General features: G+C 65.8%; 19 protein-coding genes and 1 tRNA gene. 13 read left to right on the top strand and 7 right to left on the bottom strand.

Features of this window, described 5'->3' with window-relative positions; translation table 11 throughout:
- The first annotated feature begins 12 nt into the window (after positions 1-12).
- Positions 13-954 (top strand): 2-hydroxyacid dehydrogenase, encoded by a 942-nt coding sequence (locus LB538_RS09895; RefSeq protein WP_224526778.1) that lies wholly within the window; start codon positions 13-15, stop codon positions 952-954.
- Here LB538_RS09895 and LB538_RS09890 read toward each other — a convergent pair.
- The 3 genes from LB538_RS09890 to LB538_RS09880 form a co-directional block, all read right to left on the bottom strand.
- On the bottom strand, positions 951-1,481 hold the full coding sequence (locus LB538_RS09890; protein WP_224527101.1) for an AAA family ATPase: 531 nt from the start codon (positions 1,479-1,481) through the stop codon (positions 951-953). The genes LB538_RS09895 and LB538_RS09890 overlap by 4 nt on opposite strands.
- A 59-nt stretch (positions 1,482-1,540) precedes the next feature.
- Positions 1,541-1,915 carry a hypothetical protein gene (locus tag LB538_RS09885; protein ID WP_140843790.1) on the bottom strand — a complete coding sequence of 125 codons (375 nt, stop codon included), beginning with the start codon at positions 1,913-1,915 and terminating at the stop codon, positions 1,541-1,543.
- Between the two features lie 135 nt (positions 1,916-2,050).
- Positions 2,051-2,995: a class I SAM-dependent DNA methyltransferase gene (locus tag LB538_RS09880; RefSeq protein WP_224526783.1), complete on the bottom strand. Its 945-nt coding sequence runs from the start codon at positions 2,993-2,995 to the stop codon at positions 2,051-2,053.
- A 109-nt stretch (positions 2,996-3,104) separates the two neighbouring features.
- Between LB538_RS09880 and LB538_RS09875 the strand changes: the two genes are divergently transcribed.
- Positions 3,105-4,112, top strand: a complete 1,008-nt coding sequence (locus LB538_RS09875; protein WP_224527105.1) for a ligase-associated DNA damage response exonuclease — start codon at positions 3,105-3,107, stop codon at positions 4,110-4,112.
- A gap of 235 nt (positions 4,113-4,347) precedes the next feature.
- Positions 4,348-5,949, top strand: a complete 1,602-nt coding sequence (locus LB538_RS09870; RefSeq protein WP_224526786.1) for a cisplatin damage response ATP-dependent DNA ligase — start codon at positions 4,348-4,350, stop codon at positions 5,947-5,949.
- 37 nt (positions 5,950-5,986) lie between these two features.
- Here LB538_RS09870 and LB538_RS09865 read toward each other — a convergent pair whose 3' ends face one another.
- Positions 5,987-7,183, bottom strand: coding sequence for a hypothetical protein (locus LB538_RS09865; RefSeq protein WP_224526789.1), 1,197 nt, complete (start codon positions 7,181-7,183; stop codon positions 5,987-5,989).
- A 337-nt stretch (positions 7,184-7,520) separates the two neighbouring features.
- Here LB538_RS09865 and LB538_RS09860 point away from each other — a divergent pair.
- The 9 genes from LB538_RS09860 to LB538_RS09820 all read left to right on the top strand — a co-directional run bounded on the left by LB538_RS09860 (position 7,521) and on the right by LB538_RS09820 (position 14,597).
- Positions 7,521-7,596 (top strand) — tRNA-Thr (locus tag LB538_RS09860).
- Positions 7,597-9,033: 1,437 nt separating this feature from the next.
- Entirely contained in the window at positions 9,034-9,222 is a 189-nt protein-coding gene (locus LB538_RS09855) for a YodC family protein (RefSeq protein ID WP_095766010.1), read from the top strand.
- A gap of 154 nt (positions 9,223-9,376) precedes the next feature.
- Complete coding sequence (locus tag LB538_RS09850; RefSeq protein ID WP_224526792.1) at positions 9,377-9,820, top strand: EF-hand domain-containing protein; 444 nt, start codon at positions 9,377-9,379, stop codon at positions 9,818-9,820.
- A gap of 45 nt (positions 9,821-9,865) precedes the next feature.
- Positions 9,866-10,408, top strand: a complete 543-nt coding sequence (locus LB538_RS09845) for an RNA polymerase sigma factor (protein WP_224526795.1) — start codon at positions 9,866-9,868, stop codon at positions 10,406-10,408.
- 74 nt (positions 10,409-10,482) lie between these two features.
- Positions 10,483-10,932: a hypothetical protein gene (locus LB538_RS09840; protein ID WP_224526799.1), complete on the top strand. Its 450-nt coding sequence runs from the start codon at positions 10,483-10,485 to the stop codon at positions 10,930-10,932.
- A complete protein-coding gene (locus LB538_RS09835) occupies positions 10,929-11,372 on the top strand; it encodes a periplasmic heavy metal sensor (protein ID WP_224526801.1) in 444 nt (147 codons plus the stop codon). The genes LB538_RS09840 and LB538_RS09835 overlap by 4 nt, the downstream gene beginning before the upstream one ends.
- Positions 11,373-11,480: 108 nt before the next feature.
- Positions 11,481-11,768: a GCG_CRPN prefix-to-repeats domain-containing protein gene (locus tag LB538_RS09830; protein WP_224526803.1), complete on the top strand. Its 288-nt coding sequence runs from the start codon at positions 11,481-11,483 to the stop codon at positions 11,766-11,768.
- A 97-nt stretch (positions 11,769-11,865) separates the two neighbouring features.
- Positions 11,866-13,323, top strand: a complete 1,458-nt coding sequence (locus LB538_RS09825; protein ID WP_224526805.1) for a DUF1800 family protein — start codon at positions 11,866-11,868, stop codon at positions 13,321-13,323.
- Between the two features lie 35 nt (positions 13,324-13,358).
- Entirely contained in the window at positions 13,359-14,597 is a 1,239-nt protein-coding gene (locus tag LB538_RS09820) for a DUF1501 domain-containing protein (protein WP_224526807.1), read from the top strand.
- A gap of 51 nt (positions 14,598-14,648) precedes the next feature.
- Here the strand turns inward: LB538_RS09820 and LB538_RS09815 are convergent, their stop codons facing one another.
- Positions 14,649-14,915: a GCG_CRPN prefix-to-repeats domain-containing protein gene (locus LB538_RS09815; RefSeq protein ID WP_224526809.1), complete on the bottom strand. Its 267-nt coding sequence runs from the start codon at positions 14,913-14,915 to the stop codon at positions 14,649-14,651.
- A 67-nt stretch (positions 14,916-14,982) separates the two neighbouring features.
- Here LB538_RS09815 and LB538_RS09810 point away from each other — a divergent pair, with 67 nt between their 5' ends.
- Complete coding sequence (locus LB538_RS09810) at positions 14,983-15,441, top strand: hypothetical protein (protein WP_224526811.1); 459 nt, start codon at positions 14,983-14,985, stop codon at positions 15,439-15,441.
- A 22-nt stretch (positions 15,442-15,463) separates the two neighbouring features.
- Here the strand turns inward: LB538_RS09810 and LB538_RS09805 are convergent, their stop codons facing one another.
- Positions 15,464-17,035: an indolepyruvate oxidoreductase subunit beta family protein gene (locus LB538_RS09805; RefSeq protein WP_224526812.1), complete on the bottom strand. Its 1,572-nt coding sequence runs from the start codon at positions 17,033-17,035 to the stop codon at positions 15,464-15,466.
- Complete coding sequence (locus LB538_RS09800) at positions 17,028-19,181, bottom strand: indolepyruvate ferredoxin oxidoreductase subunit alpha (RefSeq protein WP_224526814.1); 2,154 nt, start codon at positions 19,179-19,181, stop codon at positions 17,028-17,030. The genes LB538_RS09805 and LB538_RS09800 overlap by 8 nt, the downstream gene beginning before the upstream one ends.
- Between the last annotated feature and the right edge of the window lie 47 nt (positions 19,182-19,228).

Below are 19,228 nucleotides of genomic sequence, written 5' to 3'. Positions count from 1 at the left end.
AAAAATCCGAGAATGGAAAAAGGCAAAATCCTGCTTGCCCTCACGGGCATCCACCCGCAGCGCTGGCATGAGCTGCTCTCGGCCGAGCGCGAGGTCGTGCTGGAGCCGAACGGCGCCGACGATCCGTCGATCACCTATGCGGTGGTGTGGAAGCAGAAGCCTAACCTTCTCAAATCGCTGCCCAATCTGCGCGCCATCTTCTCGATCGGCGCCGGCGTCGACCACATCTTTGCCGATCCAGGCCTGCCCGACGTTCCGATCGTCAAGGTCGTCGCCGACAATCTTACCCAGCACATGGTCGAATATGTCGTCTGGCGCGTGCTCGACCACCATCGGCAGGCCTCGCTTTACCGGGCCCAGCAGCAAAAGAAGATCTGGCACGAGCCGCCGCAACGGGTGGCAGGCGACGTCTCCGTCGGCATTATGGGGCTTGGCAGTCTTGGCCGCGCCGCGGCTTCGGCGTTGTTGTCGCTCGGCTTCGCCGTCAACGGATGGTCGCGCAGCGAGCGGGGGATGAAGGGCGTTTCGACCTATGCCGGCGAGGCGGGGCTGATCCCCTTCCTCAATGCCACTGACATCCTGGTTGTGCTCTTGCCGCTCACGCCGCAGACCCAGGGCATCGTCAATTACGGACTGCTCAAGGAATTGCGCCGGCGCAACGGGCTTGGCGGCGCGGTGCTGATCAATGCCGGGCGCGGACGGCTGCAGAAGGACGCCGACATTTTGCGCGCGCTGGACGACGGCACGCTGAAGGAAGCGAGCCTCGACGTCTTCGAGGTCGAACCGCTGCCGAAGACCAGCCCGCTGTGGAGCCATCCGAAAGTGTTCGTCACGCCGCATGCGGCGGCAACGTCGGACCCGGCGCACCTGGTGCCGATCATGCTTCGCCAGATGGCCGCCTTCGAGCGCGGCGAGAAGCTCGAGAACCTGGTTGACCGCGAGGCGGGGTATTAATCGGGAGTCAGACCCCAGTCGCGGAAGCGCTGCTTGATCGCCCGCAGCGAAGACAGCTGCAGCTTCGGCAGATCGAGCGCGTCGAACATCGCCCGGTATTTCCTGCGGTTTCGCGGCGTAGTGACGGCGATGTGGTGGATCATGTCCCATTTGATGCTGTCGCGCCCGCCTTCCAGAGCGCCGAGCCTGTCCTTCTCGAACAGCGTTCGCCTTAAATAGCGCAGAAGACTCGCGGCCGTGGAGATATCCAGCAGAATCAAGCCTGTCGCCCGCCGAAGTCGCTGCGGCATGCAAACCGAATAGTTCCCGTCCATCACCCAGCGCTCGCCGGCTATCGCGGCATCGTGCAGGGCAATGAATTCGGCCCTCGGACGCTGCTCCCAATCCGTATTGGGCAGATGAAAGAGCTGATCGAGGTGAACGGCTTCCAGGCCGCGCTTGCGCGCTATCGCGTCGGCAAGGGTGGACTTGCCGCTATTGGACAGGCCCAGGATGCAGATGCGGTCGCCGAGGTCTGAGAGGTTCATCGGGCGGTCTTTCAAGCGCGATCAAACGCTCGCCGGTCCATCCGGGCGTCAAACGGGGCTCAGGAAGGTTTCGAGCCGGGCAGCCCGAGCGTCTCCTTCTTCTTCGGCTTGCCGCAGTCGCGGCGTTCGATCGAGCGGTTCATGGCGTCGATCTCGCCGCTCGCCTTGTTGCTGGCGCGCTGCGCCTTGGAGCGCATATCCGGCATGAACGGGCCGAAGCCCATGGCCGGATTGGAGAAGCCCGGCTTGGCAGTGACGGGCAGATTGTTCTGCCGCGCCAGTTGATTGCGCTGCGCCAGCAACTGATCGCAAGGCACATCGTCATATTGCAATGAGGATTGGACATCCTCGTCCTGACGCTCGGCCATCGACGTGCCGCCGACACAGCCGGAGACCGTCAGGCAAGACGCCAACGCAACCATGGTCCAGCGCATGGATATCTCCCTAGGGCAATTCCAGGAAAAGTGCCTCGTGGTTTTCCGTCCGGAATTGCGCAAAAACAAAGACTCGGTATCCGCCCCGCGCAACCGGGACCATGCCATTCGGGCTTTTTCGCAGCAAGGTCGACCTCATGCCGTTGCCGGATTCCCCAGCTCGGCGGCTGCAGCGGGAAACCCAGCCACAATGGCCAGGCCCTCGACCGGATCCCGCCGGTCGTGCCGGATAACCGTGCTTTCCAGCGACAGGACTGCAAGCCCGTTGGCGCGAAGCACGCGCCGCGCATAGGCCTCGGAATGGGCATAGCGCCGTGACGGCAAAAGGGCGAAATCGCCGCCGCCGGCAAGCGTCTCGAGCGAAAAGGCGAACAGGCCGCCATCGGCAAGTATGTTCCCGACCGCGCCGACAATGCATTCGAGCGCGCCCAGATAGATGAACACGTCGGCCGCGACCACGAGGTCGGCCCTGTCGCCTGTGTAAGAGAAATGCTGGAGGTCGGCCTTGGCCAGCCGGTCGTAGATGCCCTTGGCCTTCGCCTTCTTCAGCATGCCGCCCGAGATGTCGTAGCCCTCCAGCCGGTCGGCGAACGGGCGCAGCCTCTCGCCCATCAGGCCGGTGCCGCAGCCGAGGTCGAGGGCCAGCCGGAACCGGCCGGGCCTCGCCTTGCAGATGGCGCGCTGGAGAAAATCCGGCAGCCCGTAGCCGAGCTTGCCGACAAGCGAGTCCTCGAAACTGTCGGCATAGTGATCGAACAAGGTCTCGACGAAGGCGCTGGGCGGCGCCGCTGCGGCCGGCGCCTTGCCGATCAGTTGAAGCTTGAGCGCGGCGCCAAGGCGATCCGCGGGGTCCAGCTTCACCGCTATGGCCCAGGCCTGCGCAGCCTGGTCGAGCAGGTTAGCCGCCTCCTGCATCTCGCCGAGGCGAAACCAGCCCGCCGCCCATTGCGGCGCCAGCTCCAGCGCGCCGAGCAGAAGCTCGGCTGCCTGCGCCGGCTCGCCCGAGACGAGCAGCATCTCGGCGAAATCGGCGCGACGGTCGGCATTCAAATCGCCCGACGAGGCCTGGAGCGGTTTCATGCGTTAGGGATCCCACCGGCGAGGCGGAGCCGGCGGGCGGGTTTAAGACGAGTCAGCAGTCTCTTGCAACAGGCTTCCCGAGGCAAATTTAGCCACTATGCTCAAAGCCATGCGCGCCAGCGACCTGCTCAAGCCCCAGCCGGAGGGCCTCTACTGCCCGCCCGGCGATTTCTTCATCGATCCGGTGCGGCCCGTCGGGCGGGCGCTGATCACGCATGGCCATTCCGACCATGCGCGCTCCGGCCACCGCTCGGTGCTGGCCACGCAAGAGACGCTCGACATCATGGGGCTACGTTACGGCGAGGATTTCGCCGGAACCACGCAGGCGGCTGCTTTCGGTCAGACGATCGACATCAACGGCGTCGCCGTCACCTTCCATCCGGCCGGGCATGTGCTGGGCTCGGCGCAGATCTGCGTCGAGCATGCGGGCATGCGCATCGTCGCCTCCGGCGACTACAAGCGGCAGAAGGACGCCACCTGCCTGCCGTTCGAGCCTATCCGATGCGATGTCTTCATCACCGAGGCGACCTTCGGCCTGCCGGTGTTTCGCCATCCGCCGGACCATGAGGAGATCGCGCGCGTGCTCAGATCGGCGGCGCAATTTCCCGAACGCTCGCATCTGATCGGCGCCTATGCGCTCGGCAAGGCGCAGCGCGTGATGCGGCTGTTGCGCGACGCGGGCTACGACCGGCCGATCTATATCCACGGCGCGCTGGCGAAGCTCAGCGAATATTATCAAAGCCAGGGTATCGATCTCGGCAAGCTTGAGCCGGGGACGGTGGAAAGCCGCAAGGCCGATTTCGCCGGCGCGATCGTCGTCGGCCCGCCGTCGGCCTTCGCCGACCGCTGGGCGCGGCGTTTTCCCGACCCGATCTCCTGCTTCGCCTCGGGCTGGATGCGCATCCGCCAACGCGCCAAGCAAGGCGGCGTCGAGCTGCCGCTGATCATTTCCGACCATGCCGATTGGGACGAGCTGATCATCACGATCAAGGAAACCGGCGCGGAGGAAATTTGGGTCACGCATGGCCGCGAGGAGGCGCTGGTGCGCTGGTGCGAGCTGGAGGGCATCGCGGCGCGGCCGCTGCATCTCGTAGGGTATGAGGATGAGGGCGATTGATGGCGATTCTTGATGCGGGAATTGGCAACGCCGCGATCCTTCACACCCCCCTCTGGCCTGCCGGCCATCTCCCCCGCAAGGGGGGAGATCGGATGTCGCGACGGCCTTCGCCAATCATCGACGTTGCAGGATGGGCGGCAAGGCCGAAACTGCCAATCTCCCCCCTTGCGGGGGAGATGTCCGGCAGGACAGAGGGGGGTGCCTCGCGCCGGCCTTCGTCATTGGCGTGCCGCCCATGAACCGCTTCGCCGAGCTCCTCGACCGTCTCGTGCTGACGCCGTCGCGCAACGGCAAGCTGACGCTGCTGACCGACTATTTCCGCAGCGTCGAGGATCCCGATCGCGGTCTGGCGCTCGCCGCCATCACCGGCGATCTCTCGATCGCGGCGGTGAAGCCGGCGATGCTGCGCGCGCTGGTGGTCGAGCGCATGGATCCGGTGCTGTTCGGCTATTCCTACGACTATGTCGGCGACCTCGCCGAGACCGTGTCGCTGGTCTGGCCGCAACCACAAGGCCACATCCCCAATCATGTGCCGACGCTTGCCGAGGTGGTCGGCAGACTGCAGGCGGCGAGCCGTTCCGACGGGCCGAAGGTTTTGTCACGGCTGCTCGACGACGCCAGCATCTCGGCGCGCTTCGCCATCATCAAGCTGGTCACCGGGGGCTTGCGCATCGGCGTGTCGGCGCGGCTCGCCAAGCAGGCGCTGGCCGACCTTGGCCAAGTCGACGTCGCTGAGATCGAGGAGCTCTGGCACGGGCTGGCGCCGCCTTACACCGAGCTGTTCGCTTGGCTCGAGGGCCGGGCGGAAAAGCCGACGAGCGCCGCGCTGGCGCTGTTCCGTCCGGTGATGCTGTCCAATGCCGTCGACGACGGCGACCTCGAAAAGCTCGATCCGGCCGATTATGCGGCGGAATGGAAGTGGGACGGCATACGCGTGCAGGCGGTGTGCGAAGGCGGTGTGCGCCGGCTTTATTCGCGCACCGGCGACGACGTGTCGGGCGCCTTCCCGGACCTTGCCGCCGCGATGAATTTCGAGGCGGCGCTGGACGGCGAGCTTTTGGTCGGCGACCCGCGCGAGGCGACCGGAACCTTCTCCGACCTGCAGCAGCGACTAAACCGCAAGAGCGTGTCGCCAAAGATCCAGCAGCAATATCCGGCCTTCATGCGCTGCTACGACGCGCTGCAGATCGACGGCGAGGACCTGCGCGCGCTGTCTTTCGCCGAGCGCCGCAAGCGGCTCGAGGCTTTCGTCAAAACCCTCGACCCCAGCCGCTTCGATCTCTCGCCGCTGGTCGCGTTTTCCGACTGGGAGACGCTGGAGCGGCTGCGCCAGGCGCCGCCGCATCCGATCATCGAAGGGGTGATGCTCAAGCGCTGGGATTCGCCCTATCTTGCCGGCCGGCCGAAAGGCCCGTGGTTCAAGTGGAAGCGCGACCCGCACACCATCGACGCGGTGCTTATGTATGCGCAGCGCGGCCACGGCAAGCGCTCGAGCTTTTATTCCGACTACACGTTCGGCGTCTGGTCCGGTCCGGAGGGCTCGGAAGAGCTGGTGCCGGTCGGCAAGGCCTATTTCGGCTTCACCGACGAGGAACTGAGAGAAATCGACAAATATGTGCGCGACAACACGATCGAGCGTTTCGGGCCGGTGCGCTCGGTGCGCGCCGACCGCAGGAACGGCCTGGTGCTGGAGGTGGCGTTCGAAGGCCTCAACCGCTCGACCCGCCACAAATCTGGCGTCGCGATGCGCTTTCCCCGCATCTCACGGCTGCGCTGGGACAAGCCGGCGGCGGAAGCCGACCGCATCGAGACGCTGCAGGCATTGCTGGATAGCTAAAGATCGAGCGCCGGCGTTGGCGGATAGAGCGGCGCGATCACTGCGCTATCGAGACGCGTATCTCGTAGATATCGACGGACTTGCCCTTCTGGTCGAAATCGGAATTGACGGCGATCGTGCCGGCGGCGCCCGGATGCTTGTTCGGGAACTGCACGTCGAACAGATATTCGTTGCGCTCGTGGCCGACCGCGTAGCGCTTGCGGCCGCAATCGCCGAGATCGCCGAAATTGCAGTCGATCGAGATCTGCGTCTCCTTGCCTTCTTCCGAACGCGCAACGATGTCGAACATGGCGTGCTTGCCGGCAAGTTTCTCCAGCACGCCCTGGCCGACGTCGAAGGCGATGGCCGAACCGGACGCGCCCGAGCGGATGCGCAGGAACTGGCCTGTATCGTCCTTCATCACCTCGGCGGCGGCGTCGGACGGGGCGCTGACATGGGTCGGGTCGGCGGGCGAGAAGACGTTGATCCAGTTCTTCGACTGGTCGGCCTCGCCCGGTTTCTGCGGCGAGCCTGGCTCGGTCGGCTGCGAGGAGTCCTCGTCGTCCAGCGCCGGCGCCGGCTCCGGCGGGCCGGTGTTGAGCTCGGCCGCCGTCTTGAAGACACCGGTCTGCTTGGCGAAGTAGAGGCCGATGCCGGCGGCCGCGAGCAATGTCGCGACGACGAAGATCGCGGTGAGCGGCAAGCGCCCGCCCCTGATGCGCCGCTCGTCGCGGTCGGGCGCGACCTGGGCGCCATTGCCGACGGGAGCACCCGGCGAATCATCGAGCGAGGGCGCATCGGGAAGCGCTGTCTCATCCGGCATGATGTCGGGCACGCGCGGCAGCACACGCGCACGCGGCCGGTCCGACGCATCGGGCTGGACCGGGCCGTCGACGGTGATCGAGGGCGAGGGCGCGGTTTGCGACGGCGGCAGCGGCGCGTCGACAGACGGCGCGGCCGATTCGGACGGCGCTTCAACGCGGGTGGCCGGTGCGCCATTGCCGGTGGGCGCTACGTTTTCCGGCGGCAGCGTCACCTCCGGCACGGCCGGCAGGAACTCCGATTCGATCTCGGTGATCTTGGCCTGGACTGCCTTGCGGCGGCTGATGGCGGCCTCGACCGTGACGTTCGGATTGGCCTGCAGGACGCGGTCGAGCGCGGCAAAGGCGGATCGATAGACCCTCTCGCGGAACGCCCGGTCCTCGGCATTGCCTTTCTCGAAGGCATTGCGGATCGCTTTCTCGATAGGGTCCAAGCGAGCTCCCTCTGCGCGTTCGCTCCCGGTTGTCTGGTCGTCAGCCGCAGACGACCGATCGATCAACGGCGAGCGGCTGCCTTGCCGGCCAAAGCCATTTCGGCATTTTTTGTTGAAGAATCAACATTTTTCGTCACCGCGGCTGCAGCCGCGCCGGCCAGCCGGATGCGAAGGACCGCTTACCCGCACGCCGCCGCGGGCCGCTCCGGCGCCCGTCGCGTGATAACCGTAGATCGGAATTGCCGCCGGCGAGGCCGGAATTCACTGCTGCCCATCTTGAATTAGGGAGCGGTTGAGTCTATCACCCAGCCCATTCTGGAAGCTCAGCGCTTCCCGGGCCGCTTTAGCTCAGTTGGTAGAGCACATCATTCGTAATGATGGGGTCGCGTGTTCGAGTCACGCAAGCGGCACCAAAAGACCTGAGCGACCGCGAACTTCACCGTCTGATCAGCTAACTTTCTCCCTGCTCGCCTAGACCGTGCTTCGGAATTTCCTTTAGCCCTAACATTTGTAGGCGCGACCAGTTCGGCCGTGTGCACATGATAGGGCGCTCGGTCCTGGCGGGGCCGAGCCCAACCACCTTCACCCGCTGGCTTCGGCCGGCGGGTTTTTTCATTCTGTCACAGCTCGGCGACAACCGTCTAGGCATTCCAGTCAATGGACTTCGGTCGTATGTACTTTAAGACTGTAGCCCGAGTGCGGAACAAATACCACAAAGTTCTCTTTTCTTCCGAGTGAGAACTCAAGAAAAGGAGAAAAGCCATGTCTGACGGCCCTACAGTCGTAAACTCTGGTGGTGGCGGAACAGCCGTTGCGATAATCCTTGGCATCATCGCAGTTGTTGCCCTACTATTCTTCACGGGGGTGATAAACATAAATGGGGGCGGAGGTAAGGATGTGAACGTTAGCGTGAACACGCCCAAGGTTGAGGCGCCGTCCGCACCGTCCGTCTCCAAGCCCGCCGCTCCCGCCAAACCGGCACCGGCACCTGCTAACGGGGGCTAGGGCGGATCTTCCTCACAGGCTCCGGCGAAATGCTGGGCCTGTGAGGTCCAGCGGTTCACGTCCCGCGATTCGCCGGTCCCCGCCATCTCTGCCCAGGCGCATTAGCGGAGGCCGAGCGCTTGAGCGGTCTGCCGTGAACCATGGGCCATCGGCGGATGACAAAAAGTCACCGGCGGGGGCAACCTGCCCCAACGGAATAAGGGGCTATATCTTTGGTCCTTTCGGACCAATGCGTTCGGCAGGATGGACCTCGGTCGATTGTGGGCTGGCGGGCAAATCAGACAGTCTCGCGATCGCACCGGCTGATAACCCCAAGCCCCCCGCCCTATCGGTCGGTGCATGCCCGGCTTGCGGACCTCAAAATCCTAACCACAAAAGCGAGCCGGGCTTCCATCCGCGTGTCCACGCCGAGACGCAATTTTTGTCGGAATTCAATGAGGAGTTGGACGGTCTATCACGTCGGTTTCAGAGCAGGGGGCGGCAGACCGCTTCTAACTGAAATCGGAAGCGTTGAAGCAGACGATCTTTTGGCAGCGGTGACGAAGGCACAAGCGTTGTGGCCCAATGAAAGGTCTATGACCGTCCGCCCAGCCGAAGACAACCAATCGGCACAGCCGCCGGCCCCACTGCGCGACACCGATTGAACCCAAGGAGCGGTCGGGTCGCTCGCTTCGGCTCCAAAGCACCGGGATGATTCGGCCACGCATAACCGTGCTACCCGGCGTGTCACACAAGCGGCATCATTCTCACGCCTTCCCAGGCTGCACCACGTGATCGGCGCATCTCGGCCATTGTCGGGAACAGCTGTTGGTGGGAAACTCCCTTTGTCAGCATGGGAGGTCGAAATGCCCAATAGTTTCAAGACCGGAGACGTCGTCAGGCTGAAGTCCGGAGGCCCCGAAATGACTGTCAGCGACGGGGCGGCTTCCGGCACGTATCTGTGCCACTGGTTCAACCGCGAGGGCGACGTCTGGACGCCGCAACATGCAGGTTTCAAGCAGGACCAGTTGGTGGCGGTCGACCAGCCGAGATAGCCGTCGCCTCCTGTCCTTAGCAATCCTTCGATCCGGCTGCGCCGGATCCGGTAGGTTGGTGTCCGGTCGAAAAAGGCCGACGGATTTTGCTCTGTCTCGCGTTCAATGGTTGAAGCGTGGCCGCCAATGGCCGCGCCCAACCGGAGACGAGAGCATGATCCGCCCCACCATATTCGTCGTTGCCCTTGGCCTGCAGACCGCGGCCGCGGTCGCCCAGACAACGACGCCGCTCCCTGCCCCGGCCCAGACGGCGCCGAGCAGCCCGGCTCCGGCCGCCAAGTCTGACCAACCCCAATCCGGCCTGACGCTGGAAAAGTTCGAGGCGCGCCGGGAAAGGGCGTTCATGCGGGCCGACACAGACAATGACGGCAAGGTCAGCCTCACCGAATGGACCGCTTTCCAGACCGCGCGCAAGGCCAAGGGCGATCCGGCCAAATCCTTCGCGCGCATCGACGCCAACAAGGACGGTTTCGTCGACAGGGGCGAGCTCGACGCCTTTCTCGCCGAGCGCTTCGCCAGGCTCGACAAGAATAGCGACGGCGTGCTCGGCGCCGACGAGAGGCCGGGCCATAAAACCGCTCCCAATCAGGAGCAATGACCAAGAGGCTATGCCGCACAATGACAGCCGCGAGCGCCCGACGTGATGGGCGCCGATCCGGACGAGGAACTGGTACGCCGCATCGGCACCGGCGACACCGCCGCGGTGCAGGCGATGGTGGCGCGCAAGCTGCCGCGCATCCTGGCCCTGGCCGCCAGGATGCTTGGCGACCCGGCGGAAGCAGAGGACGTCGCCCAGGAGACTTTCGTGCGCATCTGGCGCCATGCCTCGGGCTGGCGCCAGGGGCACGCACGCTTCGACACCTGGGTCCACCGCGTCGCGCTCAACCTCTGCTACGACCGGCTGCGGCGCCGGCGCGAATGGACGACGGACGAGCTGCCGGAGGTGGCCGATGAAACGCCGCTTCCCGATGCAATGCCTGGCGACGAAGAGCGCAGGGTCAACCTGGCGCTGCAGCGCATCGCGCCGCGCCAGCGCGAAGCGATCGTGCTGGTGTATTATCAGGAGCTATCCAACATCGAGGCCGCCGGCGCCATGCAGGTCAGCGTCGATGCGCTGGAAAGTTTGCTCGCGCGGGGTCGTCGCTCGTTGCAGGCCATGCTCGTTGGAGACGATGGCGATGACTGAGACAGCAAAGGCATTGCCGGCGTTGCGGGCAAGGACGTGGGGGGCCAGGTCGGGATGGCGGAAGGGGGAACGGGATGGCTGAGAAGACCGCAGACGGGCCAATGGATTCCGGGCGCTTCGCTGCGCTGGCGGATGCCTATGGCGGCGCCTTGCATCGCTGGCCGCCGGGCGAACAGGCGGCCGCGATGCTGTTTGCCGACACCAACGAGGGCCGAGCTATCCTGGCGCGCGCGGGCAGGCTCGACGCCATGCTCGACCGGCATCGGGTCGACGCACCCAGCCCGGCGCTCCATCGCACCATTGTCGTCCGGGCAGCGGCCGAGGTCAGGCAGAGCCGCCGCCGACGGTTCTGGTGGCTGGGCTTCGGGCTTGCGGGTGTCGGCCTGGCCGGCGCCGTGGCCGGGCTGGCGCTGGTGGCCGTCGTCAGCCCGGATATGCAGCCCGACCATTATGTGATGGATGCCAACGCGACGTCGTTCGGCGATGCCGGTCCCGACGCCGATCCTTACGAGGAAGATTTATGAGCCCCCGTCTTGTCGCGGCATCGCTGGTGCTGAATGTTTTTCTGATCGGCGCGGTGGCCGGCGGCGCCGGCTGGCTGATCGGCAAGTCCAATCCGGGCTATTCGCTGGAATCGGCCGGCGGCAGGTTGCCGGCCGCCGACCGCAAGGTCTTCCGCCAGGCGTTACGCGAGGTGCGCCGGGAGTCGCGGGACGTGATCCTCGACGGACAGGCCGCGCGGCGCGAGGCGGCAAACCTTCTGCAACAGCCGGCTCTCGACACCAACGCGCTTGCCGCCGCCCTGGAGCGCGCGCGCAATGCCGATGTCACCGTGCGCACCCGGATCGAGCAACGCATCATCGAATTCGCCGCATCGGGCTCGCCGGAGGACCGCCGGCTGCTGGCGGACGCCTTGTTGCGACGCGCCGGCCGGCAGCCGCCGCCTGCAAAAAAATCGCCATAGGCGGCGACGGAAACGGCGAGCACGCTCCGTTCAAGGGGAAGAGGGACAGGCCTGCGACCGCCTTTGGCGGCAGGTTCTCTTCAACCTCGAAACTCTCGGGAGTATCGCATGAACAGTCTGACAAAATATTCGATCGCGGCTGCCCTCGCCCTCGGCGGAACGGCCGCCGCAAGCGCCGCCTCTGCGATGCCGATCGCACCGGTTGCGCCCTCACCGGCGCTTGTCGAGCACGTCGCCTGGGGCTGCGGCCCGGGCTGGCATCCCAACAACTGGGGCCGCTGCGTGCCCAATCGCCGCGTGATCTATCCCGGCTATTACTATTGGGGCGGACCGCGCGTCTATATCGGCCCCGTCTGGCATCCCTACCATCGCTGGCACCACTGGCGCCGCTGGTAACTACCCTTCGCGATGCCGGTGCTGCGGCCGGCATCGTGAGTATCCCCGATGATCCATGAAACCGACGCGATCTGCGCCGGGTTCAACGGAGGCTTCGTTGGCCGCACCGTTTGCAAATTCCGTCTCGCCGGACCCCGCCCTGGTGGCGCTCAACCGCTTCGGCCTCGGCGCGAAACCCGGCGACGAGTTTGGCAAGATCGCCGCCGATCCGCGCGGCTACCTCGAGGCCGAGCTCAAGCAGCAGGACATCGCGCTCATTTCCCCCGACGACCCACGGAATGCCGGGTTGCTGGACAGCACTGCGGCGATCCAGGCCAGCATGGCGGCAGCCATGGAGCGCAAGGCGGCGCGCGCCGAGACGGCGGCCGCCGCTATGCAGCCGATGGCAACGGATGATCCAGCCGGCCCGGCCGCGGCGAAAGCCAAACCCGCGGTGCCGCATGTCGAGGCCGATATCTATCGCGACGAGGCGCAGGCCCGGTTCGACAAGGCGCTCACTGCGACGCCCGGCTTCGTGGAGCGCCTGGTCGGCTTCTGGTCGAACCATTTCTGCGTTTCCGTCGCCAAGGCGCCGGTCGTGCGGGCCTGCGCCGGCGCCTTCGAGCGCGAGGCGATCCGCCCCTTCGTGCTCGGCCGCTTCGCCGACATGCTTTTGGCCGTCGAGCACCATCCGGCCATGCTGTTCTATCTCGACAACCGGCAGTCCATCGGCCCCGATTCCCGCGCCGGCAAGCGGCGCGGACGCGGCCTCAACGAGAACCTCGCCCGCGAGATCCTGGAATTGCACACGATGGGCGTCGGCAGCGGCTATGCCCAGGCCGACGTCACCAGTTTCGCGAACATGCTGACCGGCTGGACGATGGCCGGCCGCGAGGGGCGGCTGGGCGAGCCGGGAAGCTTCGTCTTCAACGCCAATGCGCATCAACCGGGCCAGGCGGTGCTGCTCGGCAAGACCTATCCCGACGACGGCATGGGCCAGGCGGAGGCGGCGCTCAACGACATTGCCCGTCACCCGACCACCGCGCGGCACATCGCCAGCAAGCTTGCCCGCCATTTCATCGCGGACGATCCGTCCCCGGCAGCGGTCGCCCGCCTGGCCACGGTCTTCAGCAAGACCGACGGCGACCTGCTCGCGATCGCGTTGACGCTGATCGACATGCCCGAAACCTGGTCGACGCCGCTCACGAAGCTGCGCTCGCCACTAGACTATGTCGTGGCGCTGCGCCGGGCGGTGGGCACCATCGCCGGCAACGAACCGCAACGGTCGCTTCGCTGGCTGAGCGTACTCGGCGAGCCGCTGTGGCGACCGCCGGGGCCGAACGGCTTTTCCGACCGGACGGATGCTTGGACCTCGGCCGAGGGCCTCAAGACGCGGCTGGACATCGCCTGGCAGGCGGCGAAGCAGGCGGACCATATCGGCGATCCAGACGAGATGCTGGCGTCGCTGATCGGCACCTCCGTCTCGGCCGAGACGCGGCAGGCGATTTCGCGCGCGGAGTCCAGGCAGCAAGGCCTGGCGCTGCTGTTGATGGCGCCGGAATTCCAGCGACGGTAAGCCCCAGCGCCGGTAACAGTGATGGAGATGCGGCCATGAGCCTTTTTTGCGAAACCCCCAGCCTGTCCCGGCGCGCGGTGCTGATGAGCGGCGGCGCGCTGTTTGCCTGGGCCTATCTGCCGCGCTTCGCGCGCGCAGCCGACAAGCGCGACCCGCGCCTGATTGTCGTCGTGCTGCGCGGCGCGCTGGACGGGCTGTCGACCGTCGGGCCGGTTGGCGATCCAAACTATGCCGGCCTGCATGGCGACATCGCGCTTTCGCTCTCAGGCGCCAACCCGGCATTGCCGCTTGACGGTTTCTTCGCCGTCAACCCGGCAATGCCGGTGTTTGCGCGCCTGTTCAAGGCGGGCCAGGCGGCGGTCGTTCATGCGGCCGCGACCGGCTACCGCGACCGCTCGCATTTCGATGGCCAGGACGTGCTGGAAACCGGCCTGCCGGGCCCCGGCAACGCCACCACCGGCTGGCTCAACCGGGCTTTAGCCAGCCTGCCGGCGGGCGAGCGCGTGGCGAGGCTCGGCGGGCTGGCGGTCGGGCCGTCGACGCCGCTGGTGATCCGTGGCGCCGCGCCCGTGCTCGGCTGGGCACCGCAGGCGCTGCCGACGCCCGGCGATGCGCTGGCGGAGCGTGTGCTCGATCTCTACAACCATCGCGATCCTGCGCTGGCGGCCGCGCTTCAGAAAGGGCTCGACGCCGACCGCATGGCGCTGGGCGACCAGCTCGACGGCAAGACGATGAAGCCGAAGGGCGGCCTCGACAATGCCGGCGGCATGCGGCAGTCGGCGCAAGGCGCGGCGCGGCTGATGGCTGCCGACGACGGACCGCGCATCGCGGCGCTCGCCTTCGACGGCTGGGACACCCATGTCAACGAAGGCGGCGCCACAGGGAGGCTCGCCAATCTGCTCGGCGGCCTCGACGGGGCGTTCGAGGAGCTCGAGAAAGGGCTTGGCGAGCGTTGGCGCGACACCGCGGTCGTCGCCATCACCGAGTTCGGCCGCACGGCGCGCATCAACGGCACGGTCGGCACCGACCATGGCACCGGCACGGTGGTGCTGCTCGCCGGCGGCGCGATCAAGGGCGGCCGCGTCATCGCCGACTGGCCGGGACTGAAGCCGGCGCAGCTCCACGAACAGCGCGACCTGGCGCCGACCAGCGATGTGCGCGCGGTGCTGAAGGGGCTGCTGGCCGACCAGTTCGGGCTGTCGCCGGCGGTGCTTGGCGACAAGGTGTTTCCGGAGTCGGCGGCGGTGAAGCCGATGCGGGATTTAGTGGCGTGAGCCGTGAGTTTGCCGGTCAGCGCGGGCATCGACCGCGATCCTCTCGACGGATCACCAGCTCCAATAACCGGGGTGCCAGCGGTGATGCGCCCAGAAGCCGGGATGCCAATGGCGCACCGGCCGGATGAACCGGCGGCCGTTGGGCACGCAATTGCCCCAGCGGTTCACGTGCCGGCCGGGACCGCAGCGCCAGCCGACGGTTTCGATGGGCAGCCGCGCAGCAATAGGCTTGGCCATTGGCATGGCCTGCGAGCCGACACTGGACAGCATCAACGTGCCGGCAGCCATGGCGAGAGGCAGAAAGTATTTTGCGAACATGCGTTGTCTCCGTAAATTTCCCTACCTCCGTGAAACGGAGTACAGGGCCGAATTCCGTCGGAGCGCGATGGATCACATCCTCGTTAGCGGCCAGATCGGCGGCAGCAATCCGGATATCCTCTCAATTCCCTTAGTCCCTCGACATTTCCAAGTTGTTTTGCTTTTTTGTCTGGAGATGGGGGAGAATATGTCTGTTTTCGTTCTTGTTGTTATTGGTGCCGGTGCGGCTGGCTTAGCAGGAATTGTCAGCGCTGCAAAAAAGTCTGCACAGAAGAAACGTCGCGCTTTGCTTTTAGCAAAATATGGCGACGAGGAGATCGCGGATTGGATCATGATCCGGCGAATTTGGCAGGGCATGACCTTTGAGCAATTGATCGATTCCTGGGGAAAGCCAGCGGATATGACCGAGCGGGTCTATAAAACGAAAGTCGCGCACACGTTGAAATACAACCAAACTGGCAAGAACCGCTATAGCGATCGCGTTATAGTAGAGAATGGCATAGTGGTCGGCTGGGATCAGAAATAATCGCCATTTATTTAAGGTGATTCTAGTTGAGCGTCGCCACGGTCTTCAGCGCGCCGTCCAGCATGTCGCCTTTCTCGTCCTTGAGAGCCGCCTCGCGCAGGCGGCGGATCCAGTCGGCGGCGTCCTCCCTGCCCTTGAGCATCGGCAGCGCCGACAGCACGCGATCGAATTTCGACTGGGCGCGGGCGTGGGTGTCGCTGTAGCCCTTGATCAGCCGGCGGCAGTTCAGGATTTCGGTGGCAAGCGCGTAGTCCTGCGGCACATAGCCGAGCGCCAGGCCGTACCAGCGTTCGAGATGTCCTATCTCGACCCTGTGGCGCAGCAGGCGGCGGCGCCAGCGGCGCAGGCCGCCGATGAACCACAGCATGGCGAAGCCGGTGAAACTGTCGGTGCGGATGTGGCGGCCGCGGTTGATGCGGCGATCGAGGAAGGCGGCGAGTTTTGGGCGGCTCTCGATGTAGCTGCCAAGCCCGGCCGGCAGCGTGCCGCAGAACTCCTCGATGCGCGGATGGAAATATTCGGTGACCTGCAGGACCGAGCCTTCCTTGACGCCGACCTCCTTGCGCACCCGCTTGTCTCGCGTCGAGCGTGTCTTCAAATCCGCGACGCGGATCATGTCGTCGTAGCACATGGCGTTGGCGAGATGCTTTGCCGCGGCGATCGACAGCGCGTAGCCGCGCTCCGCATTGTCAAGCGCCACCGCTCTGTCCAGCCGGTCGAGATACTCGCCGCCATAGGCGATGTCCTGGTAATCGACGACCTTCTTCAGCCCGCGCTCGGCCATGTCGCGCACGGGCTCAGGGAGCGAGGCGACGCGAGCGGCAAGCGCCTGCCAGCCCTTGAGCAGGGTTTCCGGGCCGCTGACCCGCCCCGTTGGCCTGGGCTGGGCAACGGCAGGTTCCGCCGCCGCCTTTTCCCCGGCCGGCGCTGCCGCGATCCCGCGCGCGCGGTCGTAGGCCGCGCCGAAGGCGGCGAGGCTCGGCTTGACGCCACGGCCGCCGGCGCCGATCGCCTGCTCGTAAGTCTCGCGGGTGAAGGGCAGCGCGTCGGAACCGGCCAGCGCGCCGAGCAGGCTGGCCGAGATCATCGTGCCATTCTCGGCGGCGATCTTTTCCATGTCGAAGGCGATGAAGCGCCTGGCCGCAGCCTGCGCCGTCGCGTGCACTTTTTCCGATGAGGCGCGGCCGTCGCCCGGCTCGATCTTTTCCGAGACGGCGGCGATCCGGTGCGAGGACGCAATCAGCGTCGTGCGCTCGGGCGTGACGAAACCGCGGATGATGGCGCGGCCGGCTTCCATCAGCTCGGCCGCGATCAATATGTCGACATCGCCCTGCGAGGGCGACAGCGCGAAGACCGGCAGCCGGCCGGTGTCGCGGGCCATCTCGATATAATAGATCGTGGCGCCGGTGCGCTGCGCGACGCCGGCCACGGAGGTCGATTGGGCGATATAGCCGTTGCGCTCGGCGACGTCGGTGATCCAGTCGGCGAGCACGCCGCCGCCCTGGCCGCCGACGGCGAGCACGGCGAGTTTTATCACCCGCTCGTCGTCAGAGGCGCCCGCCTTCGGGCGCAGGGGAGAAGCCTGGTCAAGCATCGGCAAACATCAAGCGGCGGCTCTCCCGGCGGCGCTGCAGAAGGCCGATCGCGGCGCGGCGCGCGCTTTCGAGGAAACGGTCCCAGCGGCCGGGATTGTGGACGACATCGGCGCGGTAGAAGGATGGGCAGAGCACGGCGGCGTCCGCCACCTCGCCACAATTGCCGCAGCCGACGCAGTTCTGATCGATCGAGGCGACCGGATCGTCGCGCAGCGGATCGTCGAGCGACTTCACCGACAGCGACGGGCAGCCGGACAGCCGCATGCAGGCATGGTCGCCCGTGCAGATGTCCTCGTCGACGCCGAATTTCGGCTTGACCACGCGCTCGCCGCCCTTGATCGCCTTGTCGACCAGCGGCTTCTCGCGGCGCTGGCGGTTGAGCATGCACTCGGACGAGGCGACGATAACCTTCGGACCCTTCTCCTCGGTGGTCAGCGCCTCGCGCAGCGCGGCTTGCATCTTGCCGACATCATAGGTGCGGTCGATGTGGCGCAGCCATTTGACGCCCATGCCCTTCACCGCTTCGTCGATCGGATGCTTGGTCGACTTGGTGCGGTTGTTGGCGCGCGAGGACAGGATGTCCTGGCCGCCGGTGGCGGCGGAGTAGAAATTGTCGACTATGACGATGACGCCGTCATTCTTGTTGAACACCGCATTGCCAATCGAGGAGGTCAGGCCGTTGTGCCAGAAGCCGCCGTCGCCGACGAAGGAGATCGAGCGGCGCTTTGCTTCCGGCGAATTGAAGGCGGAAGCCGAGGCCGGTCCCAGCCCGTAGCCCATGGTGGTGGCGCCAAGCTCGAAAGGAGGCATGATCGAGAACAGATGGCAGCCGATATCGGAAGCGATGTGGTGCTTGCCGAGCTCTTGCTCGACAAGCTTGGTCGCGGCGAAAATCGGCCGCTCAGGACAGCCGACGCAGAAGCCCGGCGGACGTCCAGGCACGACATTGATGAGGTCGGCCGTATCGACGCCTTCACCCACCTTGTTCGGAGCCCGGACCTTGCCCGGCAGCAGATGCGGGGCATTGGCGCGCAGGAAGGAGCCGATGCCGTCGAGCATCACCTGGCCGGTATATTCGCCGGCCATCGGCAGATGCTCCTTGCCGACCAGTTTGGTGCCGCGCCCGGCCTTGTGCAGCATCGCGGCAAAGGCCTGCTCGATATAATTGGGCTGGCCTTCCTCGACGACCAGCACCGCCTGCTTGCCCTCGCAGAAGGCGAGGAACTCATCGTCGACCAGCGGGTAGACGGCGTTCAGCACGTAAAGCGGCACGTCGGTCTCGCCATAGGTGTCGGCAAGGCCGAGCCGCTGCAGCGCGCGGATGACGGAATTATACATGCCGCCCTGCATGACGATGCCGACCGAGCCGTGATCCGGCCCGAACATCTCGTTGATCTTGCGGCTCTTGATGAAATCCACCGCCGCCGGCCAGCGCTTGGCGACCTTCTCCTTCTCATGCAGGAAGGAGGCGGGCGGCAGCACGATGCGGCCGGTGTCGCGGCGCGGCGCGGACAGCGCATCGGCGACCGACATCGGCGGGCGCTTGTTGTCCTTGGCGATGAAGTGGCCATGGACGTGACAGCAGCGGATGCGCACCTGCAGCATCACCGGCGTGTTCGACACCTCCGACAGCTCGAATCCGTCCTCGACCGCCTTGACGATCGATGGCAGGTTCGGGCGCGGGTCGAGCAGCCAGACCTGGCTCTTCATGGCGAAGGCATGGCTGCGCTCCTGCATGATCGAGGAGCCCTCGCCATAGTCCTCGCCGACGATGATCAGCGCGCCGCCGGTGACGCCGCCGGAGGCCAGGTTCGCCAGCGCGTCGGAAGCGACGTTGGTGCCGACCGTCGACTTGAAGGTGGCGGCGCCCCGGATCGGATAATGCACGGAGGCGGCCAGCATGGCGGTGGCAGTCGCTTCGGAAGCGCTCGCCTCGAAATGCACGCCGAGCTCGCCCAGAATGTCCTGCGCGTCGGCCAGCACATCCATCAGATGGCTGATCGGCGCGCCCTGGTAGCCGCCGACATAGCCTACGCCGCACTGCAAGAGCGCCTTGGTGATGGCGAGGATGCCCTCGCCGGCGAATTCCTCGCCGGCGCCAAGCCTCAGCTTTTCGACTTCCTTGGCAAAAGACCGTTCGGCCATCTCCGCCTCCTTCCGTTGCCGCCTTCCCGTTGCCTTTGGGCAGGCGG

It is taken from the genome of Mesorhizobium sp. Ca11 (assembly GCF_020165275.1).
Taxonomy (GTDB): domain Bacteria; phylum Pseudomonadota; class Alphaproteobacteria; order Rhizobiales; family Rhizobiaceae; genus Mesorhizobium.
This window is presented reverse-complemented; position numbering and strand designations above follow the sequence as displayed.